At 65.1% G+C, this 20,873-nt stretch carries 20 protein-coding genes; 12 read left to right on the forward strand and 8 right to left on the reverse strand.

Going from position 1 to position 20,873, the window contains the following annotated elements:
• Nucleotides 1-141: 141 nt before the first annotated feature.
• Complete coding sequence (locus EV687_RS14145; protein ID WP_122229813.1) at nt 142-597, reverse strand: Lrp/AsnC family transcriptional regulator; 456 nt, start codon at nt 595-597, stop codon at nt 142-144.
• Nucleotides 598-1,163: 566 nt separating this feature from the next.
• On the opposite strand from EV687_RS14145, the gene EV687_RS14150 reads away from it, so the two are divergent.
• The 7 genes from EV687_RS14150 (at nt 1,164) to EV687_RS14180 (ending at nt 8,143) form a co-directional block, all read left to right on the forward strand.
• Nucleotides 1,164-2,213 carry a peptidoglycan-binding protein gene (locus tag EV687_RS14150; RefSeq protein ID WP_122229811.1) on the forward strand — a complete coding sequence of 350 codons (1,050 nt, stop codon included), beginning with the start codon at nt 1,164-1,166 and terminating at the stop codon, nt 2,211-2,213.
• A gap of 182 nt (nt 2,214-2,395) precedes the next feature.
• Entirely contained in the window at nt 2,396-3,439 is a 1,044-nt protein-coding gene (locus tag EV687_RS14155; RefSeq protein WP_122229809.1) for a type IV pilus twitching motility protein PilT, read from the forward strand.
• Between the two features lie 13 nt (nt 3,440-3,452).
• Nucleotides 3,453-4,109, forward strand: a complete 657-nt coding sequence (locus EV687_RS14160) for a cyclic nucleotide-binding domain-containing protein (RefSeq protein WP_122229807.1) — start codon at nt 3,453-3,455, stop codon at nt 4,107-4,109.
• Between the two features lie 59 nt (nt 4,110-4,168).
• A complete protein-coding gene (locus EV687_RS14165; protein WP_122229805.1) occupies nt 4,169-5,305 on the forward strand; it encodes a PilT/PilU family type 4a pilus ATPase in 1,137 nt (378 codons plus the stop codon).
• Between the two features lie 23 nt (nt 5,306-5,328).
• Nucleotides 5,329-6,270, forward strand: a complete 942-nt coding sequence (locus tag EV687_RS14170) for an NAD(P)-dependent oxidoreductase (RefSeq protein WP_122229803.1) — start codon at nt 5,329-5,331, stop codon at nt 6,268-6,270.
• Between the two features lie 63 nt (nt 6,271-6,333).
• Nucleotides 6,334-6,798: a type II 3-dehydroquinate dehydratase gene (gene aroQ / locus EV687_RS14175; RefSeq protein WP_122229958.1), complete on the forward strand. Its 465-nt coding sequence runs from the start codon at nt 6,334-6,336 to the stop codon at nt 6,796-6,798.
• 91 nt (nt 6,799-6,889) lie between these two features.
• Entirely contained in the window at nt 6,890-8,143 is a 1,254-nt protein-coding gene (locus EV687_RS14180; RefSeq protein ID WP_242612658.1) for a hypothetical protein, read from the forward strand.
• Between the two features lie 147 nt (nt 8,144-8,290).
• Here EV687_RS14180 and nrdF read toward each other — a convergent pair whose 3' ends face one another.
• The 6 genes from nrdF to EV687_RS14210 form a co-directional block, all read right to left on the reverse strand.
• Entirely contained in the window at nt 8,291-9,280 is a 990-nt protein-coding gene (gene nrdF, locus EV687_RS14185; protein WP_341273267.1) for a class 1b ribonucleoside-diphosphate reductase subunit beta, read from the reverse strand.
• Between the two features lie 65 nt (nt 9,281-9,345).
• A complete protein-coding gene (locus EV687_RS14190; protein WP_122229800.1) occupies nt 9,346-9,633 on the reverse strand; it encodes a GNAT family N-acetyltransferase in 288 nt (95 codons plus the stop codon).
• Between the two features lie 43 nt (nt 9,634-9,676).
• A complete protein-coding gene (gene nrdE / locus EV687_RS14195; protein ID WP_122229798.1) occupies nt 9,677-11,878 on the reverse strand; it encodes a class 1b ribonucleoside-diphosphate reductase subunit alpha in 2,202 nt (733 codons plus the stop codon).
• 84 nt (nt 11,879-11,962) lie between these two features.
• Nucleotides 11,963-12,433, reverse strand: coding sequence for a class Ib ribonucleoside-diphosphate reductase assembly flavoprotein NrdI (gene nrdI / locus EV687_RS14200; RefSeq protein WP_122229796.1), 471 nt, complete (start codon nt 12,431-12,433; stop codon nt 11,963-11,965).
• A gap of 35 nt (nt 12,434-12,468) precedes the next feature.
• Nucleotides 12,469-12,699 (reverse strand): glutaredoxin-like protein NrdH, encoded by a 231-nt coding sequence (gene nrdH, locus EV687_RS14205; RefSeq protein WP_122229794.1) that lies wholly within the window; start codon nt 12,697-12,699, stop codon nt 12,469-12,471.
• Nucleotides 12,700-13,023: 324 nt separating this feature from the next.
• Nucleotides 13,024-14,592: a leucyl aminopeptidase gene (locus EV687_RS14210; protein WP_122229792.1), complete on the reverse strand. Its 1,569-nt coding sequence runs from the start codon at nt 14,590-14,592 to the stop codon at nt 13,024-13,026.
• A gap of 46 nt (nt 14,593-14,638) precedes the next feature.
• Here EV687_RS14210 and lptF point away from each other — a divergent pair, with 46 nt between their 5' ends.
• Genes lptF through EV687_RS14225 form a run of 3 tightly spaced genes read left to right on the forward strand, consistent with a single transcriptional unit; the run spans nt 14,639 to nt 17,311 of the window.
• A complete protein-coding gene (gene lptF, locus EV687_RS14215) occupies nt 14,639-15,739 on the forward strand; it encodes an LPS export ABC transporter permease LptF (protein ID WP_122229790.1) in 1,101 nt (366 codons plus the stop codon).
• Nucleotides 15,736-16,878, forward strand: coding sequence for an LPS export ABC transporter permease LptG (gene lptG / locus EV687_RS14220; RefSeq protein WP_122229788.1), 1,143 nt, complete (start codon nt 15,736-15,738; stop codon nt 16,876-16,878). Before lptF ends, lptG begins: the two co-directional genes overlap by 4 nt.
• 34 nt (nt 16,879-16,912) lie before the next feature.
• Nucleotides 16,913-17,311 (forward strand): sirohydrochlorin chelatase, encoded by a 399-nt coding sequence (locus EV687_RS14225; RefSeq protein ID WP_122229786.1) that lies wholly within the window; start codon nt 16,913-16,915, stop codon nt 17,309-17,311.
• Between the two features lie 20 nt (nt 17,312-17,331).
• Here EV687_RS14225 and EV687_RS14230 read toward each other — a convergent pair whose 3' ends face one another.
• Complete coding sequence (locus tag EV687_RS14230; protein WP_122229784.1) at nt 17,332-17,958, reverse strand: CDP-alcohol phosphatidyltransferase family protein; 627 nt, start codon at nt 17,956-17,958, stop codon at nt 17,332-17,334.
• Nucleotides 17,959-18,290: 332 nt separating this feature from the next.
• Here EV687_RS14230 and EV687_RS14235 point away from each other — a divergent pair, with 332 nt between their 5' ends.
• Both EV687_RS14235 and EV687_RS14240 read left to right on the forward strand, forming a co-directional pair.
• Complete coding sequence (locus tag EV687_RS14235) at nt 18,291-19,361, forward strand: type II asparaginase (RefSeq protein ID WP_242612689.1); 1,071 nt, start codon at nt 18,291-18,293, stop codon at nt 19,359-19,361.
• 180 nt (nt 19,362-19,541) lie between these two features.
• Entirely contained in the window at nt 19,542-20,867 is a 1,326-nt protein-coding gene (locus tag EV687_RS14240) for a tryptophan--tRNA ligase (protein ID WP_122229780.1), read from the forward strand.
• The last annotated feature ends 6 nt before the right edge of the window (nt 20,868-20,873 follow it).

The following is a 20,873-nucleotide window of genomic DNA, read 5'->3' on the forward strand; positions in this document are numbered from 1 at the left end:
GATTCCCGTGTGAAAGTAGGTCATCGTCAGGCTCCTATTGAAAACCCCCCTCAGGTCGTCCCTGTGGGGGGTTTCGCTTTGCTGATATGCCGGATAACACCCTACCCAAAGGGCTGAGCCAAGCCGGCGCAACTAAGTGATTCACATCGACAGGGGCAGGTCTGCTGCCTTCAATGTGCGCAGCACAAAGCTGGAGCGGCTGTGGCGGATGCCTTTGATGGTGTAGAGCCGCTCGCGCAGAAAGCGCTCGTAGTCCCGCGTGTCCTTGACCACCACGCGCAGCAGGTAGTCGTAGTCGCCGGACACCAGATGGGCCTCGATCACCTCCGGGATGGTGGCCAGCACCTCGCCGAATTTCTCCAGCGTGTTGTCGGAATGACTGTCCAGGGTGACTTGGATCAGCACCGTGTCGCCGAGGCCCAGGGCCTGCGGGCTCAGGCGCACGCTGTAGCCGGTGATGACGCCGCTTTCCTCCATCTTGCGGATGCGACTCCAACATGGCGTGGCGCTGAGGCCGACGGCCTGGCCGATCTCCTGCAGACTGGCGCGGGAGTTCTTCTGCAATTCGGCCAAAATTCTCTTGTCGACGCGATCCATGAATAAATTTCCTTTATATTTTCTATTTGACAGTAATTATTTCTGCGATTTTGGTATTCCGCAACAAGCAAAGCAGAATCTTCTGTGTGCGTTGGCGCACAATCGGACACATGGAAGCAAGTCGGCCCACCGCCACTTGCCACCGGCAGACCCGTCTGGCGCCCTGTGGCAGACGCGCCGCCGCAGAACCCGACCGGGCCTATGCACTGCCGTTTGCCAGCACACACCGGCGCTGGCATCACCGCATTTGTGACGCTTTTCACAAGCAAAAGGCCTGCCTTCGCGCAGGCTTTTTGTTGGCCGGTTGGCGCTGAGGCCGAGGCCGGCGCTGTGTGGATGGCAGGCCACGTCTGGCGTATCCGGTGCGGTCGGCCACAGCAATTGCTTGCGGAATGACACAGGCTGAATACAATCGCGCCGTTGAGATGAGAGATGGGACGCGTTCGTGGCCGACGGGGCCATTGCAGCGCCTGTTTTCCAGAGGCTGCCCGGTCGCCGCGGCGCGACAGGTGCCTTTTTGTTCAACCGACACTGATACCACCAGCATCCCAAGAGGAGAGAAGAGAATGCGCAATACCATCATTTTGGGAGCCTTGGCTTCCACGGCCCTGCTGCTGGCCGGCTGCGAGACCACCGGCATTCGCATGGGCGATGCTGGCGCCAAGACCGTGGCCACCGGCAGTGCCGCCGGCAGCGCCTCGACCAATGCCAGTGGCGAGCTCGAACGCTGCGCGGCACCGCTGGGCACGATCTCGCTGGTGGAGAACCAGAGCGCGGGTTGGTACACCATCCTGCGCAACGAATACCGTTTGCCACCGACGGCCAATCTGCTGCGTCTGCTGGTACAGCAGTCGAACTGTTTCGTGGTGGTCGAACGCAGTGCCGCCGGCATGGATGCAATGAACCGTGAGCGCGCACTGATGCAAGGCGGAGAAATGCGCGCCGGAAGCAATTTCGGGCGCGGCCAGGTGGTGGCCTCTGACTATGCGCTGTCACCGGAGATCATTTTCAGCTCCGACAACACTGGCGGCATTGCCGGCGCGCTCGGTGGCCTGATCGGCGGCGGCAGCGGCCGTGCGCTGGCCGCTGTCGGGGCCAACACGCAGACACGCCAGGCCTCGGCGATGCTGACGCTGGTCGACAACCGTTCCGGCGTGCAGGTTTCCGCTTCCGAGGGCAGTGCCTCCAAGACCGACATCGGCGGCTTTGGCGCCTTGCTTGGCGGCTCCGCAGGCGGCGGCCTGGGAGGCTATAGTCGCACGCCGCAGGGCAAGCTGATTGCCGCGGCCTTCATGGACGCCTACAACCAGATGGTGCTGTCGCTGCGCGAGTACCGCGCGCAAAGCGTGCAGGGCCAGGGCCTGGGCGGTGGCGGCCGGCTGGGCGTCGATGGTGGCGCTGCGCCGTCGCAGACATACGCCGGCAGCCAGGGCCCGCGCATGACGCTGCGCAAGGCCCAGCAGGTGTTGAACGAGCTCGGCTACGATGCCGGCACGGCTGATGGCAAGATGGGGCAACGCACCGCTACCGCGCTGCGCGAGTTCCAGGACGACCAGGGCTTGCCGGTGACCGGACGTCTCGATCCGGCGACCTCGGCGGCACTGGGCAACCAGTAAGCGCGTGGCTCGCTGCCACGCCAAGAACGGCCTGCGGGCCGTTTTTTTTCGCCGGATCCTGCGCAGGAAGCGGTGGGCCGGGCTCGTGCGCTTGCGGCCGACCGTGGTCGCGGCGGTTGTGACCCGGTGTGGCAGAGGTGATAATTGCCGTCATTCGTTGCAAATTGACAGGCGGTGTTACCGTGGACATTACCCAGCTTCTCGCATTCAGTGTCAAAAACAAGGCGTCGGACCTGCACCTTTCGGCCGGCCTGCCGCCGATGATCCGCGTCAATGGCGATGTACGGCGCATCAATGTGCCGCCGCTCGATCACAAGACGGTGCATGCCATGGTCTATGACATCATGAGCGACGCCCAGCGCAAGACCTACGAGGAATTTCTGGAGGTCGACTTCTCGTTCGAAATCGATGGGTTGGCGCGTTTCCGGGTCAACGCCTTCAACCAGAACCGCGGTGCGGCCGCGGTGTTCCGGACCATTCCGAGCAAGGTGCTGACGCTCGAGCAGCTCAATGCCCCGAAGATCTTTGCCGACCTGGCGCTCAAACCGCGCGGTCTGGTGCTGGTGACCGGTCCGACCGGCTCGGGCAAGTCCACCACGCTGGCGGCCATGATCAACCACCTCAACGAGACCGAATACGGTCACATCCTCACGGTGGAGGACCCGATCGAGTTCGTGCACGAATCGAAGAAGTGCCTGGTCAACCAGCGCGAGGTCGGGCCGATGACACATTCCTTCTCTGCGGCGCTGCGCTCGGCGCTGCGGGAGGACCCGGACGCCATCCTGGTGGGCGAAATGCGCGACCTTGAGACCATTCGCCTGGCCATGACCGCGGCCGAGACGGGCCACTTGGTGTTCGGCACGCTGCATACGTCCAGCGCCGCCAAGACCATCGACCGGATCATCGACGTCTTCCCCGCCGAGGAAAAGGACATGGTGCGTGCCATGCTCTCCGAGTCGCTCGAGGCGGTGATTTCGCAGACCCTGCTGAAGACCAAGGATGGCAGCGGCCGCGTAGCGGCGCACGAGATCATGCTGGGCACGCCGGCTATCCGCAACCTGATCCGCGAGGCCAAGGTGGCGCAAATGTATTCGACCATCCAGACCAGCCAGAGCCAGGGCATGCAGACGCTCGACCAGAATCTGGCCGAGCTGGTGCGGCGCAATGTGATCAGTGCCCGCGATGCGCGCCTGAAGGCCAAGGTGCCGGACAACTTCCCGGTCTGAAGGCGGCTTCGGCATGCGGTGGCCATGGCGCCCGAGACAATTGCCACACCGGCCGGTGCCGGCCGAGCCGGCGTCGGCGCCGGCGGACGGATTGGCGCCCGGTTTTTCCGAGTCGGCGCTGTTTTCCTCGGTGCTGAACATGCACGGGGCGGAGCCCGGCGTGGTGATCCCGTGGCAGGCGCGCAGCGCCGAGCTCGGCGCCAGGCGGCTCGGGCGCGACAAGGGCATCGGCTTGCTGCAGGCGGCCTGGGCACGCCAGGGGCCGTCGCAGCCTTTCGAGCGGCAGCAACTGGCCACGCTGGGCCTTTTCATGGAGTTCGTGACGGTTGCGCCCAACCGCGAGCTGATCCAGCAGGGCGAATATGGCGATTTCATGCTGGTGCTGCTCGGCGGTGTGATGGCGGTCGAGCGCAGCGGGCCGACGGGTGAGCCACTGCGCATGGCCGAGGCGGGCGAGGGCGACCTGCTCGGCGAGATGTCGCTGCTTGACCATGGCATGCGCTTTTCCTCCTGCCTGAGCTTGACCGAATGCGAGCTGGCGGTGCTCACCAGCGAGGGACTGGACGAAATGATGCACAATGAGCCGCATCTGGCGGCGCGCCTGATGCTGATGCTGGCGCGCAAGCTGTCGGTGCGGCTGCGCGTCGTCAGTGCCAAGCTGAATGCGTGAGGCAACAAGGGGCGCCGCGGCGGCGGCGCGGGACCGCCAGATGAACAGGGAGCGAGAGCATGGAGCGAGATCAGGCCAGTAAATTCATCAACGATCTGCTGCGGCTGATGATCAGCCGCAATGGCAGCGACTTGTTCATCACCGCCGACTTTCCGCCGGCCATCAAGGTCGACGGCAAGATATCCAAGGTCTCACCGCAGCCGCTCACCGCAGCGCACACGCATGCGCTGGCGCGCTCGATCATGAGCGACAAGCAGGCCGCCGAGTTCGAGCGCACCAAGGAGGCGAATTTCGCCATCTCGCCGGCGGGCATCGGCCGCTTTCGCGTCAATGTCTTCATCCAGCAGGGTCAGGTCGGCATGGTGCTGCGCGTCATTCCGCTGACGCTGCCGACCATCGACGGGTTGGGCCTGCCGCAGGTGCTCAAGGATGTGGTCATGGCCAAGCGCGGCCTGTGCATCGTGGTGGGTGCGACGGGTTCGGGCAAATCGACCTCGCTGGCGGCCATGGTCGACTGGCGCAACGAGCATTCGTTCGGGCACATCGTCACCATCGAGGACCCAGTCGAGTTCGTGCATGCGCACAAGAACTGCGTGGTGACCCAGCGCGAGGTCGGGCTCGATACCGATTCCTGGGAGGCGGCGCTGAAGAACTCGCTGCGCCAAGCACCCGACGTCATCCTGATGGGCGAGATCCGCGACCGCGAAACCATGGAGCATGCCATCGCCTTCTCCGAAACCGGTCACCTGTGCCTGGCCACCCTGCATGCCAATAGTGCCAACCAGGCGCTCGACCGTGTCATCAACTTCTTCCCCGAGGAGCGGCGCGCACAGCTGCTGATGGATGTGTCGCTGAACCTGCGCGCCATGATCTCGCAGCGCCTCATTCCCAAGCAGGATGGCAAGGGCCGGATCGCCGCCGTGGAGGTGCTGGTCAATACCCCGCGCGTGTCGGACCTGATCTTCAAGGGCGAGGTCGCCGAGCTCAAGGAGACCATGAAGACCAGCCGGAACCAGGGCATGCAGACCTTTGACCAGGCGCTTTTCGATCTCTTCGAGGCCAACGTCATCAGCTACGAGGATGCGCTGCGCAACGCCGATTCGCTCAACGACCTGCGGTTGCACATCAAGCTGCACAGCACGCGGGCGCGTTCGCAGGATCTGGCTGCCGGCACCGAGCACATGGCCATCGTCTGACCGATTACCTTCCGTCCTTCCTCATGAACACGACCACCACCACATCCTCCATCCATCCGCGCAGCTACGAGCCCACGCCACCGCGCCAGCTGGCCTTCATCGGCCTGGGCGTGATGGGCCATCCGATGGCCGGCCACCTGGCCGCCGCAGGCCACACGGTCACGGTCTACAACCGCACCGCCGCCAAGGCGCAGCAGTGGGCTGCGGAGTTTGCCGCGTGTGGTGCCAGCGTGCGTCATGCGGCCACGCCCCGCGAGGCTGCGCAGGGCGCAGACATCGTGCTCGGCTGTGTCGGCAATGACGATGACCTGCGCCAGGTCACGCTCGGTGAGCAGGGCGCCTTCGCTGGCATGAAGGCCGGGGCGATCTATGTGGACCACACCACCGCCTCGGCCGACGTGGCGCGCGAACTCGATTTCCATGCCACCGAACTGGGCCTGCATTTTCTTGATGCGCCGGTCTCGGGCGGCCAGGCCGGTGCACAGAACGGTCAGCTGACGGTGATGTGCGGCGGCCAGCAGACCGTTTTCGATGCCGTCGCGCCCGTGGTGGCGGCCTTCGCGCGCGCCTTCACGCTGATGGGACCGGTGGGCGCCGGCCAACTCACCAAGATGGTCAACCAGATCTGCATCGCCGGTGTCGTGCAAGGCCTCTCGGAGGCCATTGCCTTTGCGCAGAATGCCGGGTTGGACATTCCCACCGTGGTCTCCGTCATCAGCAAGGGCGCAGCGCAGAGCTGGCAGATGGAAAACCGGGCGCTCACCATGGCTCGCAGCGAGTTCGGGTTCGGCTTTGCGGTGGACTGGATGCGCAAGGATCTCGGCCTGGTGCTCGAGGAGTCGCGGCGCAATGGCTCGGCCGTGCCCGTGACGGCGCTGGTCGATCAGTTCTACGGCGAGGTGCAGCAGCTCGGCGGCAACCGCTGGGACACCTCCAGCCTGATCCAGCGCCTGCCGCGCAAGTGATGGCGCAGGCGTCGTCGGCAAGACTAAGCAATCGACAAGATCGACAATCGACAGGACATGGCGATGGCAACAGCCACGGTTTTCGTGCTCAACGGGCCCAATCTGAACCTGCTGGGCACCCGCGAGCCGCACATCTACGGCCACCACACGCTGACTGATGTGGAGGCACTCTGCCAGCAGCATGCCAGCCGGCACGGGCTGGCCTTGCGCTTTCACCAGAGCAATCACGAAGGCACACTGGTGGACTGGATCCACGAGGCCGGCGCGCTGCACCGCGAGAGCCAGCTTGCCGGCGTGGTGCTGAATGCGGCCGCCTATACGCACACCAGCGTGGCGCTGCTCGATGCCATCAAGGCCACCGGCGTGCCGCTGGTCGAACTGCACATCAGCAACGTGCATGCGCGCGAGCCGTTCCGCCAGCACTCCTATCTCTCGGCCGCGGCCAGGGCGGTGATGTGCGGCTTCGGCGTGGCAGGCTATGGTCTGGCAATCGATGCGATTGCGGCTTGGCAGGCGGCCGACGCCTGAAGCGCCACCAGCTGCACCGATGCGGCCAAGGCCGGCCTGATCATCTATGGGCTTGCTGCGTCTATTTCTGATTTTGCTGTGGGCGCCCATCGTGGCGCTGATCGCCTTGGTTGTCGTGGTATGGCTGTGCAGAGGCATGCAGGCACTGTGGCGCATTGGCCCAGGCCAGCCGCGCGACGCCCGTGAGGCCGTGTGGCCACAGGCCGTGGCCGCGGTGGCGGCCACGGCGGCGATGGGCGGTGCCGTCCTGACGTTTCCAGACGAGGCAGGTCTGCGCCATGGCATCGACAAGCTCCTGGGCTACCGCTCAACCCACATCATGCTCGCGCTACGCCAAGACGATGCCGCCACGCAACAGGCGCTGGTGGATGCGCTCCATCCCTTCATGGCCATCAGCGGTCGCAACATTCGCTACCGTGTGGTGAGCCGCCACGGCAGCCATAGCCAGATCGAGGAGGTGCCCAGCTACTACCGGTTCCAGGACAAAGCGATGGCGATTGCCGCCGGCGGCAGCGTCGGTGGCGACCGGCTCGCTGCGGTGCAGGCCGGCTTCGAGGCGCTGGCGCGGTTCCCGACGGTTGACGCCGTTCCGGCCAGTGTACCGGCCACGTTGCGCATCGGTCATGCAGAACTCGCGGTCGAGATGCTGCCGCGCACCGCGCAACTGCAACTGGTTGATGATGGCGGGATCCCGGGGTGGGGGCCGATACAGCCAACGTCATCGTCGGGGCGCTGTCATCTTGAGATGCAGGCGCTGTTTCCCTCTTCGGCATTTCGCATGCTTTTCATGGGCGGTGGCGCGACGTCGGGCGAAGTCGAACTGCAGCCCGCGAAGGCGCTGCGCGATACGCGCTACCGGCTTGCGGGGCTGGCGCTCGTGCCCGGAGAGCGCGGGCGCATGGTCAAGGAACTGGCGACCGACCGCACCCGCATCTATGGCGTGTTGCGGCTGCTGCCTCCGGGCCTTCGCGCGGGAACCATGGATTGCGACCTCGCATTGCCGCGCCTGGCCGATCCGGCGTTGGTGGCGGCCAGCATGCTGGCCGCCTTTCCCGCGCTGGATGGCCGAATCAGCGGCATCCGCGTGGACCGGGACGCCCGGTTTTCACCCTGGTGGCAATGGCGTGGCTGGACGGCGGTACCGCCGCAGGGGCGGGCGGAGGCCGGCCGCGGCGCCTGCGAGTTGGAGGAACGGCGCAGCAGCCAGGCGAAGTTGGCGCTGGTGAAGGCGGATTGTCTGCGCAGTGGTGAACGCCAAACCGACGTTTGCGAGCCGCTGCGTGAGCGCGCCGACTGGATCGAAACCGAACGAGCGCATTGTGAAGGCCGTGCCAAGCGACCCTGACAGCCTGGGGAGGCCGGTTCAGTGTCTTTGCCGTGCCGGGCACGATGCAGAAGGTCGCTGGCTGCTTGCCAGTGACTTCAGGTCGTCGGGCCGCCGAGCTGCTGGAGCGTGCAGGCCTGCCGCAGCCGGCCTGCATCGGCTGGAATGTCAGAACGCCCAGTCTTCGTCGGCGGTGGCTTCGGCCTTGCCGATCACGTAGGATGAGCCCGAACCCGAGAAGAAGTCGTGGTTTTCGTCGGCACTGGGCGAGAGCGCGGCCAGGATGGCGGGGTTCACGTCCGTCATGCTGCTGGGGAACAAGGCTTCGAAGCCCAGGTTCATCAGCGCCTTGTTGGCGTTGTAGTGCAGGAACTTCTTGACGTCCTCGGTCCAGCCGACGGCGTCGTACAGGTCCTCGGTGTACTTGACTTCGTTGTCGTAGAGGTCGTGCAGCAGTTCGTAGGCATAGGCCTTGATCTCTTCCTGGCGCTGCGGGTCGGCCTTGTTGTAGCCCTGCTGGAACTTGTAGCCGATGTAGTAGCCGTGCACGGCCTCGTCACGGATGATGAGGCGGATCAGGTCGGCGGTGTTGGTGAGCTTGGCGCGGCTCGACCAGTACATCGGCAGGTAGAAGCCCGAATAGAACAGGAAGGATTCGAGGAACACGCTGGCGACCTTGCGCATCAGCGGATCGTCGCCGCGGTAGTGGCCGATGACGATCTTGGCCTTGTTCTGCAGGTATTCGTTCTCCAGGCTCCAGCGGAAGGCCTCGTCCACGTCCTTCATCTGACACAGCGTCGAGAAGATCGAGCTGTAGCTCTTGGCGTGCACCGCCTCCATGAAGGAGATGTTGGTGTACACCGCTTCCTCATGGGGCGTGACGGCGTCCTGGATCAGACTGAGCGCGCCCACGGTGTTCTGCACCGTATCGAGCAGGGTCAGGCCGGTGAAGACGCGGATGGTCAGCTGCTGTTCCTGCGGCGTCAGGGTGGCCCAGGATGGAATGTCGTTGGAGAGCGGCACCTTCTCGGGCAGCCAGAAGTTGGAGGTCAGGCGGTTCCACACCTCCAGATCCTTCTCGTCCTCGATACGGTTCCAGTTGATGGCCTGGACCATGTTGGGCAGCAGCGTGGGCTCGTTGAACAGTGGGATGGACATGGCAAGTCTCTTGTTGGGGCAGAACACGAAGCCGCCGGCCGGGCCGGGGCGATGAATGGAATCGGTCAGACGGGGCAGAGCAGGGGCTGCCACTCGGGCTTGCGCGCGATGTAGGCCTGCATGAAGGGACACTCGGGCACCACGCAGTGGCCGCTGGCCTGGATGTCCGCCAGCGCGGTCTTGGCCAGCAGGCTGGCCAGGCCCCGCCCTTCGTACTGCGGCTGCACCTTGGTGTGGGTCAGCGCCACCTCGGTGTCGCCACGCACCACATAGTCGGCAAAGCCGGCGACCCTGCCATCATCGAGCAGCAGGTCGTAGCGGCTGGCGGCTTCGTTCTTGCGCACGGATGGCATGGTGGCTCCTCAACGGGTTGGGCTTTTCAGAAAACGGGCACCATCACAGCGTGCACGAGACGCAGCCCTCGACCTCGGTGCCTTCCAGCGCCGCCTGGCGCAGGCGGATGTAGTAGACGGTCTTGATGCCTTTGCGCCAGGCGTAGATCTGCGCCCGGTTGACGTCGCGGGTGGTGGCGGTGTCGCGGAAGAACAGCGTCAGCGACAGGCCTTGGTCGACGTGCTTGGTGGCGGCGGCGTAGGTGTCGATGATCTTGTCGGGGCCGATCTCGTAGGCATCCTGGTAGTACTCCAGATTGTCCTGGGACAGGTAGGGTGCAGGGTAGTACACGCGGCCGACCTTGCCCTCTTTGCGGATCTCGATCTTGGCCACGATCGGGTGGATGCTCGAGGTCGAGTTGTTGATGTAGGAGATCGAGCCGGTGGGCGGCACGGCCTGCAGGTTCTGGTTGTAGATGCCGTGCTTTTGCACCGAGGCCTTCAAGGCCTTCCAGTCGTCCTGGCTGGGCAGCGCGATGCCGGCCTTCTCGAACAGTTCGCGCACCTTCGGCGTCTTGGGCTCCCACTTCTGGAAGATGTACTTGTCGAAGTACTCGCCGCTGGCGTACTTGGAGTCCTCGAAGCCCTTGAATGTGTGGCCGGTCTCGATGGCGATGCGGTTGGAGGCGCGCAGGGCGTGGTAGGTGATGGTGTAGAAGTACAGGTCGGTGAATTCGATGCCTTCCTCGCTGCCGTAGAACACCTTCTCGCGGGCCAGGTAGCCATGCAGGTTCATCTGGCCCAGCCCGATGGCGTGGGAGTCGTGATTGCCCTTGGCGATCGAGGGCACGGACTGGATGTCGCTCATCTCCGAGACGGCCGAGAGACCGCGGATGGCCGTCTCCACCGTCTTGGCGAAGTCGGGTGAATCCATGGTCTTGGCGATGTTGAGCGAGCCCAGGTTGCAGGAGATGTCCTTGCCGATGGATTCATAGCCGAGGTCCTCATCGTAGACCGACGGCGCGTTGACCTGCAGGATTTCCGAGCACAGGTTGCTCATGTTGATGCGGCCCTTGATCGGGTTGGCGCGGTTGACCGTGTCCTCGAACATCAGGTAGGGGTAGCCGGACTCGAACTGGATTTCCGCGAGCGTCTGGAAGAATTCGCGCGCATTGATCTTCTTCTTGCGAATGCCGGGGTTGTCGACCATCTCGCGGTATTTCTCGGTGATCGAGATGTCGGCCATCGGCACGCCGTAGATGCGCTCGACGTCATAGGGCGAGAACAGGTACATGTCCTCGTTGTTCTTGGCGAGTTCGAACGTGATGTCCGGGATCACCACGCCCAGCGAGAGCGTCTTGATGCGGATCTTCTCGTCGGCGTTCTCGCGCTTGGTGTCGAGAAAGCGCAGGATGTCCGGGTGGTGTGCGTTGAGGTAGACGGCGCCGGCACCCTGGCGCGCGCCGAGCTGGTTGGCGTAGCTGAAGGCGTCCTCGAGCAGCTTCATGATCGGGATCACGCCCGAGGACTGGTTCTCGATGTGCTTGATCGGCGCGCCATGTTCGCGGATGTTCGAGAGCAGGAAGGCCACGCCACCGCCGCGCTTGGAGAGCTGCAGCGCCGAGTTGATCGAGCGGCCGATCGACTCCATGTTGTCCTCGATGCGCAGCAGAAAGCACGAGACCAGTTCGCCGCGCTGCTTCTTGCCGCAGTTGAGGAAGGTGGGCGTGGCCGGCTGGAAGCGTCCGGAGATGATCTCGTCCATCAGGTCCAGCGCCAGCTGTTCGTTGCCGCGCGCCAGCGACAGCGCCACCATGCAGACGCGGTCTTCATAGCGCTCCAGGTAGCGCTTGCCGTCGAAGGTCTTGAGGGTGTACGAGGTGTAGTACTTGAAGGCGCCGAGAAAGGTGGGAAAGCGGAACTTGTGCGCATACGCCGCGTCCCAGAGCCGATGCAGGAACGCCTTGTTGTACTGCTCCAGCACCCCTCCCTCGTAGTAGCCCTTCTCGACCAGGTATTCCAGCTTCTCATCGAGATTGTGGAAGAACACCGTGTTCTGGTTGACGTGCTGCAGGAAGTATTGGCGCGCCGCCAGGCGGTCCTTGTCGAGTTGGATCTCGCCGTTCGGACCGTACAGGTTCAGCATCGCGTTGAGCGCGTGGTAGTCCAGATTGGCGGTCTCGGGGGTGAACTGGGGCTTGGCGACCGGCTTGGTGGTCTGGGCTGGTGAGGCGGGGCGCAGGGCGTGGACGGTGGCGGAAGGCATGGTGAATGTGGCAATGGGGTTGATCAGTCAGGCACGGGCTGCCAGTGTCGGCAGGCTGCGCCCTCGGGTCGAAAGTCGGTCTGCTCAGCCTGCCATCAAGGGCTGGCCGAGATGGATGCCGGTCTGCGTTGGAATCTCGGGAACGGGCGGTGTGAGGCCCTGCTGCCGCCAGAAATCCAGCACGCCTTCGCGCACCCGGGTCACGTCATCGGGCGTGCCCAGCAACTCGAAGCGGTACAGGAAGGGGACCTGGCACTTTTGTGCAATGATCGTGCCAGCTAGGCAATAGGCTTCGCCGAAATTGGTGTTGCCCGAGGCGATCACACCGCGCAGCAAGGCCCGGTTGGCCGGCACATTGAGAAACTGGATGACCTGCTTGGGCACCGCGCCCTTGACGTTGCCGCCTCCATAGGTGGGCACCAGCAGGACATAAGGCTCGGTCACGACAAAGCTGGCAGCCTCCTCCGCCCGCAGCGGGATGCGCTGCGCCGGCAGGCCCAGCTTCAGGACGAAGCGGTGGGTGTTTTCAGAAGGCGTCGAGAAATAGACCAGCATATGCGCAGCCCTGCCATCAACATGATGATGGAGGCTCAGGCGATGGCGGTCAGCGCGCTGATCTTGTCGGGACGAAAGCCCGACCAATGGTCGTCCCCGGCGATCACCACCGGTGCCTGCTGGTAGCCCAGTGCGCGCACCTTCTCCAGTGCGGCGGCATCCTCGGTCAGGTCCACCACCTCGTAGGCAACGCCTTGGCGGTCCAGTGCGCGGTAGGTGGCCGTGCATTGGACGCAAGAAGGCTTGGTGTAGACCGTGACGTTCATGGTGAATCTCCTTGTGAAAACAACGCTAAACAAGGCTTGCACGCGGCATGGAAGCAGCCGCACGAAGTCCCTTGAAACAGGGACTTGATGGTACCACAAGAGAACCCGGCGGTACGGTGTCAAACGCTACATCTAGTGTCCTGCCGAGTGGTGAACACTATATATGGGGCCTGTCAAAGCCTTGCCAGCCAAGCCCTGGCGGCGCCTGATGCGTCGCCAGGGCCGCCAATACGCGGTTTTTCCGGCTGCGGCCTCCGTTCATGCGGCCTGCCGGCCGGTTCGGTGGAGCTGCCGCCTCCGCAGCCACCTGCTTGCGTGTTTGGCTTATTTCCCGCGTGCGGTGCGACCCGTGGTGCGTGCCGCCGGTTGGGCAGGAACTGCGGCCGCCTTGTTCGCCGCGGACTGTGCGGCCAGGCCGAGCAGATACCGGGTCAGCAGCCCGACCGGGCGGCCGGTCGCACCTTTCGCAGCACCACTTTTCCAGGCCGTGCCGGCGATGTCCAAGTGTGCCCAGGGCCAATCACCAACGAAGCGTTGCAGGAATTTTGCCGCGGTGATCGAGCCGCCATCGCGGCCGGCCACATTGGCCATGTCGGCAAAGTTGCTTTTGAGACCGGTGCCGTACTCATCATCGAGCGGCAGGCGCCAGCCCGGGTCCTGAGTGGCTTCGCCGGCCTGCAGCAGCGCCTCGGCCAGCGCGTCCTCGGTGGCATAGAGGCCGCTGCGAACATGGCCCAGCGCGACCACGCAGGCTCCGGTGAGTGTGGCGATATCGATCACGGTGCGGGGCTTGAAGCGGTCGGCATAGCTGAGCGCATCGCACAGGATCAGTCGCCCTTCGGCATCGGTGTTGAGTATCTCGATGGTCTGCCCGCTCAGGCTGGTAACCACGTCGCCGGGCTTGATGGCCTTGCCGCCGGGCATGTTCTCGGTGGCCGGGATCAGGCCGACGACGTTGATTTTCGGCTGCAGCCGGATCAGGGCCTGGAACACGCCCAGCACGCTGGCGGCACCGCACATGTCGAACTTCATCTCATCCATGCCGGCGGCCGGTTTAATGGAGATGCCGCCGGTATCGAAGGTCACGCCCTTGCCGACCAGCACGACCGGCGCTTCGCCCTTGGCGGCGCCCTGGTAGTGCAACTCGATGAACTGCGGCTCCTGCACCGAGCCCTGCGCGACGGCCAGGAAGGCGCCCATCTTCAGGCGTTCGATCTCGCGCAGCCCGTGGACCTTGACGCGCACGCCCTTGGCCTTGGCCAGGCCGCGCGCCACCTCGGCGAGTGCGGCGGGCGTGGCCAGGTTGGCCGGGCGGTTGCCCCATTCGCGCGCCAGTGCAACGCCCGCGGCAATGCCTTCGGCCGCCTCGAAGGCGGGCTGCACGGCGGCTGCATCGGGCATGCCGATGGTGATGCTTTGCAGCGCCAGCGGCTTGGCCTTGGAGAGCGTGGCGGTGTATTGGTAGGCAGCGTCGGCCAGGCCCAGCACCAGCGCATGCACGGCGGCGTCGCTGAGGCCATCGTGCAGACTCAGCACGATGGCCTTCTGGATGCTCTCCTGGCGCAGGGCGCCGCTGGCAGCCTGCAGGGCCTTGCGCAGCTCGGGGCCAGAGCCTTCCCCGGAGGTGACCAGCACGACGCGGCGCGCGGCAACTTGTGCGACACTGTAGAGTTCCAGCGTCTGGGCAGCCTTGCTGCGGTCGATGTCCTTGGCGGCTTCGGCGGCGGCGATGGCGTCGAGCAGCGCCGCCGCACCACCGGTCTTGGCGGCCCGTGCGGTCTTGCCGACTTTGGCCGCGCCCGCCTGCCTGGGCAGCAGCAGCAGCAGCAGGTCGGCCTTTTCGGCGGCGGCGGTCTGCAGGTTCAGATTCTTGAGTTCGAGCGTTGTCGTCATTGACGCATTCCTTCCGGTTTAAAGCCTAGTCCCGATTTTAGAGACCATGTTATTCGACGCATCCCTGCGCAAGGAGCTGGGCCGCAGTTTCGTCGGCACGCTGATCGTGCTGCTGACGGTGGTCATCACGCTGATGCTGATCCGTACCCTCGGACAGGCCAGCAAGGGCTCGGTCAGTCCCTCCGATATTATGCTGGTGATGGGCTACACGGTGCTGGGCTACCTGCCCATCGTGCTGAGCCTGAGCATGTTCGTGGCCATCATCGGCACGCTCGCGCGCATGTACCAGGACAGCGAGATGGTGATCTGGTTCGCCAGCGGGCTGGGCATTGCCCGCCTGCTGCGTCCGCTGGCGCGCTTTGCCTGGCCGCTGCTGGTGGCCATCGCCGCGCTGTCGCTGCTGGGCTGGCCCTGGTCGCAGGCGCAGATCCTCGAGTTGCGCTACCAGTTCCAGCAGCGCAGCGACATCGACCGTGTCGCGCCCGGCGAATTCCAGGTTTCCTCCAGCGGCGACAGCGTGTTTTTCGTCGACCGTGACAGCAGCACGCTGGAGTCTGCGCGGCAGATCTTCCTGGCCACCGAGGAGGCCGACAAGAGTGCCGTGACCACGGCGCGCCAGGCCCGGCTCGACCACCGGGCCGATGGTCAGACCTGGGCGGTGCTTGAGCAGGGCCAGCGCGTCGAACAGCTGCGCGCCCCCGACCCTGGCGTGCGGGTGAGCGAATTCGAGCGTTACGAGGTGCAACTGCAACGTGATCCGGTCGGCTCGCCGGGGGCCACCGTGCGCTCGACCCCGACCCTGTCGCTGCTGGAGCAGAGCGCCGACAATGCCAACGCCGCAGAACTGGTTTGGCGCCTGGGCCTGGTGTTTGCCGCCATCAACTACGTGGTGCTGGCGTTGGCGCTCACCAGTGCCAATCCACGGTCGAGCCGCATGGGTCACATTGTCACTGCGCTGCTGGTGTTCGTCGTCTACTTCAACCTGTTGACGCTGGGGCAGAGCTGGGTGGGGCGTGGCAAGGTCTCCGCGCCTGCCCTGCTGGCGCTGCTGCACGGCGGCATTCTGCTGCTGGCGCTGGTGTGGCTGATGGCGCGGCACTACCAATGGTCGCCCAGGCGGCTGTTCAAGCGGGGGGTGGCCGCATGAAGATCGTCACGCGCATGCTGCAGCAGGAGATCGCCGCAGCGGTCGCTATGGCTACGGTTGCCTTTCTGGCGCTGCTGATGTTTTTCGACCTGATCAGCGAAAGCCGTTTCGTCAGCCGTACCGGCATCGACTCCTACGGCGTCACCGACGTGTTGGTGCACCTGCTGCTGTCGGCACCGATGCATGTCTATGAACTGCTGCCCATTTGCGTGCTGATCGGTGCGGTGTTCGTGATGGCGCGCTATGCGCAGACCTCGCAGTTCACCATCCTGCGCACTGGCGGCCTGGGGCCGGGCCGGGCGCTGAGCATTCTCCTGGCGCTGGGGCTGGCCTTCACCGCCCTGACTTTCGTGGTGGGCGACTATCTGGCTCCCTGGGGCGAGCGTACCGCGCAGCTGATGCGTGCGCGGCACCTTGGCCAGATCGTCGCAGGTGGCGGCAGCGGCGCCTGGCTGCGCGAGCGCCAGGGCGATGATTCGATCATTCTGAGCGTTTCGGCCATGAAGCCCGATGGCCGCACGGTTGATGGCGTGCGCATCTTCCATTTTGCCGCCGATGGCCGGCTGCAAAGTCAGATCCGCGCGCAAAGCGCCGACCTGGGCGATGGCGCCTGGACCCTGCACCAGGCCAGCGAGGAGGTCTTTCAGGCATCGTCCGCAGAAGAGGCTGGCGCTACGGCAACGGCAACCGCCGGCATCCACGCGATCCGTATCGAGCAGCATCCGCAGATGCAGTGGCCGACGGACATCAGCGCCGAGATGGTCAACGCGGCCATCCTCAAGCCCGACGGCATGTCGACGCTGCAGCTTTTCAACTATGTCGCCCACCTCAAGGCCAACGGCCAGTCGGCCCAGCGCTACGAGCTGGAACTGTGGCGCAAGGTGTTCTACCCGCTGGGTTGCCTGGTGATGATGCTGCTGGCGCTGCCCTTTGCCTATCTGCATTTCCGCTCGGGCGGCATCATGGGCTATGTGTTCATCGGCATTCTCACCGGCATCAGCTACCTGCTGCTCAACAACGTGCTGGGCTACATGGGCAACATCCGCAACTGGTCGCCGCTGCTGACGGCAGCGGTGCCGCCGCTGCTCTACACGCTGCTGGCACTGGGCATTTTCAACCGCATGGTGCGGCGGCAGTGAAGGGCTGCCTTGATCGCGAGCCATTGGAGCCTGCATGACCGTCCCCGTCTTCAGCACCGCCATCACCGCCATCATCTTGCTCGGGCACGGCTCGCGCGATCCCGTCTGGCACGAACCCATGCAGCGCATGGCGCAGGCCATCGCGGCCCGCGAGCCGCAGCGGCCGGTGGCCTGCGCCTACCTCGAACTGAGCGAGCCCGACGTCTTTGCTGCCACCGAGGCCCTGCTGCGCGAGCAGCCGTCCATCCGGCGCGTGGTGCTGTATCCCGTCTTCATCGGCATGGGCCTGCACGCCCGGCAGGACCTGCCGCGGCTGCAGCAGGAACTGGGCGGGCGCTACGCGGGCATCGCCTTCGAGCTGGCGCCGGCGTTGGGCACCGACGAACGCCTGATCGAACTGGTCGCGGCCCTCGCCATCGAAGCGGCGCACTAGGCCGCACCGACGGCGCGTTCTCAAGAGCCCTGTCCGGACGCCTCCCGCAGACCGGCGCGAACGCGGTTGACACAGGTGTAGACCAGCAGCGCTGCCAGCACGGCCATCAGGCCGCTTTGCCACTCGGGCCGCCACCAGCCCAGCGCATAGGCCAATGCCAGCGCACCGAACACGAAGGCGCGGTCGCTCTTGCCCATGGGACCGTCGTAGCGCCGGCTGGCACCCGCCATCAACCCCAGCACGCCCGCATACTCGCTGACGATCGCCAGTATCACCACACCGACCACCAGCGCCGCACCGGCCGGCCCCAGCCCTGGCAGCAGGGCGAACGGCAGGAAGAGGGCGGCATCGGCGAGCACATCGCAGAGTTCGTTGAGATAGGCGCCCAGGCGCGAGCGCTGGCTGAATTCGCGCGCCAGCATGCCGTCGACGGCATTGAGCGCCATGCGCACGAACATCCACAGCGGCACCAGCGCGAACAGCCAAGGCTGCTGTGGCCACCAGGCCAGGCAGGCTCCGAGTGCGATCGACAGCAGCGCCGCCAGCAGCGTGACCTGATTGGCGGTGCCGCCCGCAGCGTGGATGCGGCGCACCAGCGGGCGCAGCAGATTCTGGAACCGGGGTTTGAGCTGGTAGATGGACGGCATGGCACGGCGGTGAAGCGCAGAGGTGGTCAATATAGCGGATGCGCCGCTGCGCACGCTTCTTGCTTGCCCGGTTGGTGTCACCGCAAGCTGGCTGGAAGCCGGTTGCATGCTGATTCAAGCGTGTCCAATCGTCAAGGAATCTCCGGCCACGCCTGCGGGGCGCCGCCGCTCTCGGCATCGATCCGTATTGACCCGGGTAGGCGATGGCGTGTCCATTCGCTAAGGTGTCTGGAGCCCGCTTGGCGGCCTCTTTTTGTTTGATGATCCAAGACGGAGGGAGAGAACCCATGAAACGCACATTCCAGACCTTGCTGTGCGGCATCGCACTGACCATGCCGACACTGGCCGCACAGGCGCAGGACGCCGCCACCGCCACCGCCGCGGCGGCCGCGCAGGCGGCCATCCAGAAGGCGGCGCAGCGCCATGTGGTGGTGCTGGCCACCGGGGGCACCATTGCCGGCGCCGGTGCTTCAGCCATGAACAGCGCCTCCTACACGGCCGCCAAGGTGCCGGTCGAGCAACTGCTGGCGGGCTTGCCCGAGGTGCAGGAAGTGGCCCGCGTGACGGGCGAGCAGGTGTTCCAGATCGCCTCCGAGAGCTTCACCAACGCCGAACTGCTGACGCTGGCCAAGCGGGTCTCCGAACTGGCCAAGCAGGCGGACGTCGACGGCATCGTCGTCACCCACGGCACCGACACGATGGAGGAGACCGGCTTCTTCCTCAACCTCGTGGTGCAGACCGACAAGCCCATCGTGCTGGTCGGCTCGATGCGGCCGGGCACCGCCATCTCCGCCGATGGCGCGCTCAACCTGCTCAATGCCATCGGCGTGGCCGCCAGCGGCGATGCCGCCGGCAAGGGCGCGCTGGTCGTCATGAACGACGAGATCCACACCGCCCGCGATGTCGCCAAGCTCATCAACATCAAGACCGGCGCCTTCGTCAGCCAATGGGGGCCGCTGGGCATGGTTGTCGAAGGCAGGAACTACTGGTTCCGCGCCCCCATCAAGCGCCATACCACCGGCAGCGAGTTCAACATCGACGAGATCAGCGAACTGCCTGCCGTCGAGATCGCCTACAGCTACGGCAACGTCGCGCCCACCGTGGTCGAGGCGCTGGGTGCTTCGGGCGTGAAGGCCATCGTGCATGCCGGCACCGGCAACGGCTCGGTGCCCAACCGCATCGTGCCCAAGCTGACCGAGCTGAGCGAGAAAGGCACCATCATCGTGCGTTCGTCGCGCGTGCCGGCCGGTTTCGTGCTGCGCAATGCCGAGCAACCCGACGACAAGTACGACTGGGTCGTCGCGCATGACCTGAACCCGCAGAAGGCCCGCATCCTGGCTGCCGTGGCGCTGACCAAGACGCAGGACACCAAGGAACTGCAGCGCATCTTCTGGGAATATTGAGCCGATTCGCGCGTGGGTTCACCGGTGTCGATCCACGCGTGTCGGAGGACTGCCGCCATGCCTGCCCGGCTTGGAAGCCATGGCGGCGCGGAGAGTGGCTGGGCGATATACTCCCCGCACCGCCCGCCTTGCCAGGCCGGGATGCCGCCACCAAGGCTCTCCGGGGACTTTTCTGACACCATGACCATCCGCTATCTCACCGGCATCACCCCTTCGGGCATTCCACATCTGGGCAACTACGCGGGGGCTATCCGGCCTTCGGTGCGCTCGCAGCATGTGGCCGATGTCGACAACTTCTACTTCCTGGCCGATCTGCACAGCCTGATCAAGTCGCACGACCCGTTGCAGACGCAGCGCTCGACGCTGGAGATCGCCGCCACCTGGATCGCCTGCGGGCTGGATACCGACAAGGTCACCTTCTATCGCCAGAGCGACATCCCCGAGATTCCGCAGCTGACCTGGCTGCTGACCTGCGTGACCGGCAAGGGCCTGCTCAACCGGGCCCATGCCTACAAGGCGGCAGTGGACAAGAACGTCGCGGCCGGCCTCGATGCCGATGCCGATGTCACCGCCGGTCTCTTCATGTACCCGGTGCTGATGGCCGCCGACATCATGATGTTCAAGGCCCACAAGGTGCCCGTGGGGCGCGACCAGGTCCAGCACATCGAAATGGCGCGCGACATGGCTGCCAGCTTCAACCACCTCTACGGTGCGGGCTGCGAGCTGCTGGTGCCGCCCGAGGCGGCGGTCGACGAGAACGTGGCCACGCTGCCCGGGCTCGATGGTCGCAAGATGAGCAAGAGCTACCGCAACACCATCCCGCTCTTCACGCCGCGTGAGCAGCTGCGCCGACTGATCATGGGCATTGCCACCGATTCGCGCACGCCTGGCGAACCCAAGGACACCGAGGGCTCGGCCATCTTCCTGCTCTACCAGGCCTTTGCCAGCGCGGAACAGACCGCCTCCATGCGGCAGGCCTTTGCCGATGGCATCGCCTGGGGCGATGCCAAGCAGCAACTGTTCGAGCGCATTGATGAGGAAATCGCGCCGATGCGCGCGCACTTCGACGAGCTGATGGCCGCACCCGCGCGCATCGAGGCCATTTTGCGCCACGGTGCCGACAAGGCCCGGGCGGTTGCCGCGCCCTACCTGGCCGAGCTGCGCCACGCGGTGGGCCTGCGCGAGCTGACCCTGCTTGGCGCGGCGCCGGAGACGGCTGCCCAAGATGCACCAGCCGCACCGGCAGCAGTGCCACTCATCAAGCAATACCGCGAGAACGATGGCCGGTTCTATTTCAAGCTCACCTCCGCCAAGGGTGAGGTGCTGTTGCAGAGCAAGGCCTATGCGGCGGGCCGTGACACGGGTGCTGCCGTGAAGCTGCTCAAGGAGTTGGGGGCCGGTGCGCTCGCCGGGTTGGCCGCGCAGCTCGAACCCTATGAGGCCACGCCGGCGCTGACGGATGCCCTGCAGGCGCTGGTGCTGGCAGAGCAGGGCCAGCAGAAGTGATGGGAG

The sequence above is a fragment of the Corticibacter populi genome, assembly GCF_004217315.1.
Classification (GTDB): Bacteria; Pseudomonadota; Gammaproteobacteria; order Burkholderiales; family Burkholderiaceae_C; genus Lampropedia; species Lampropedia populi.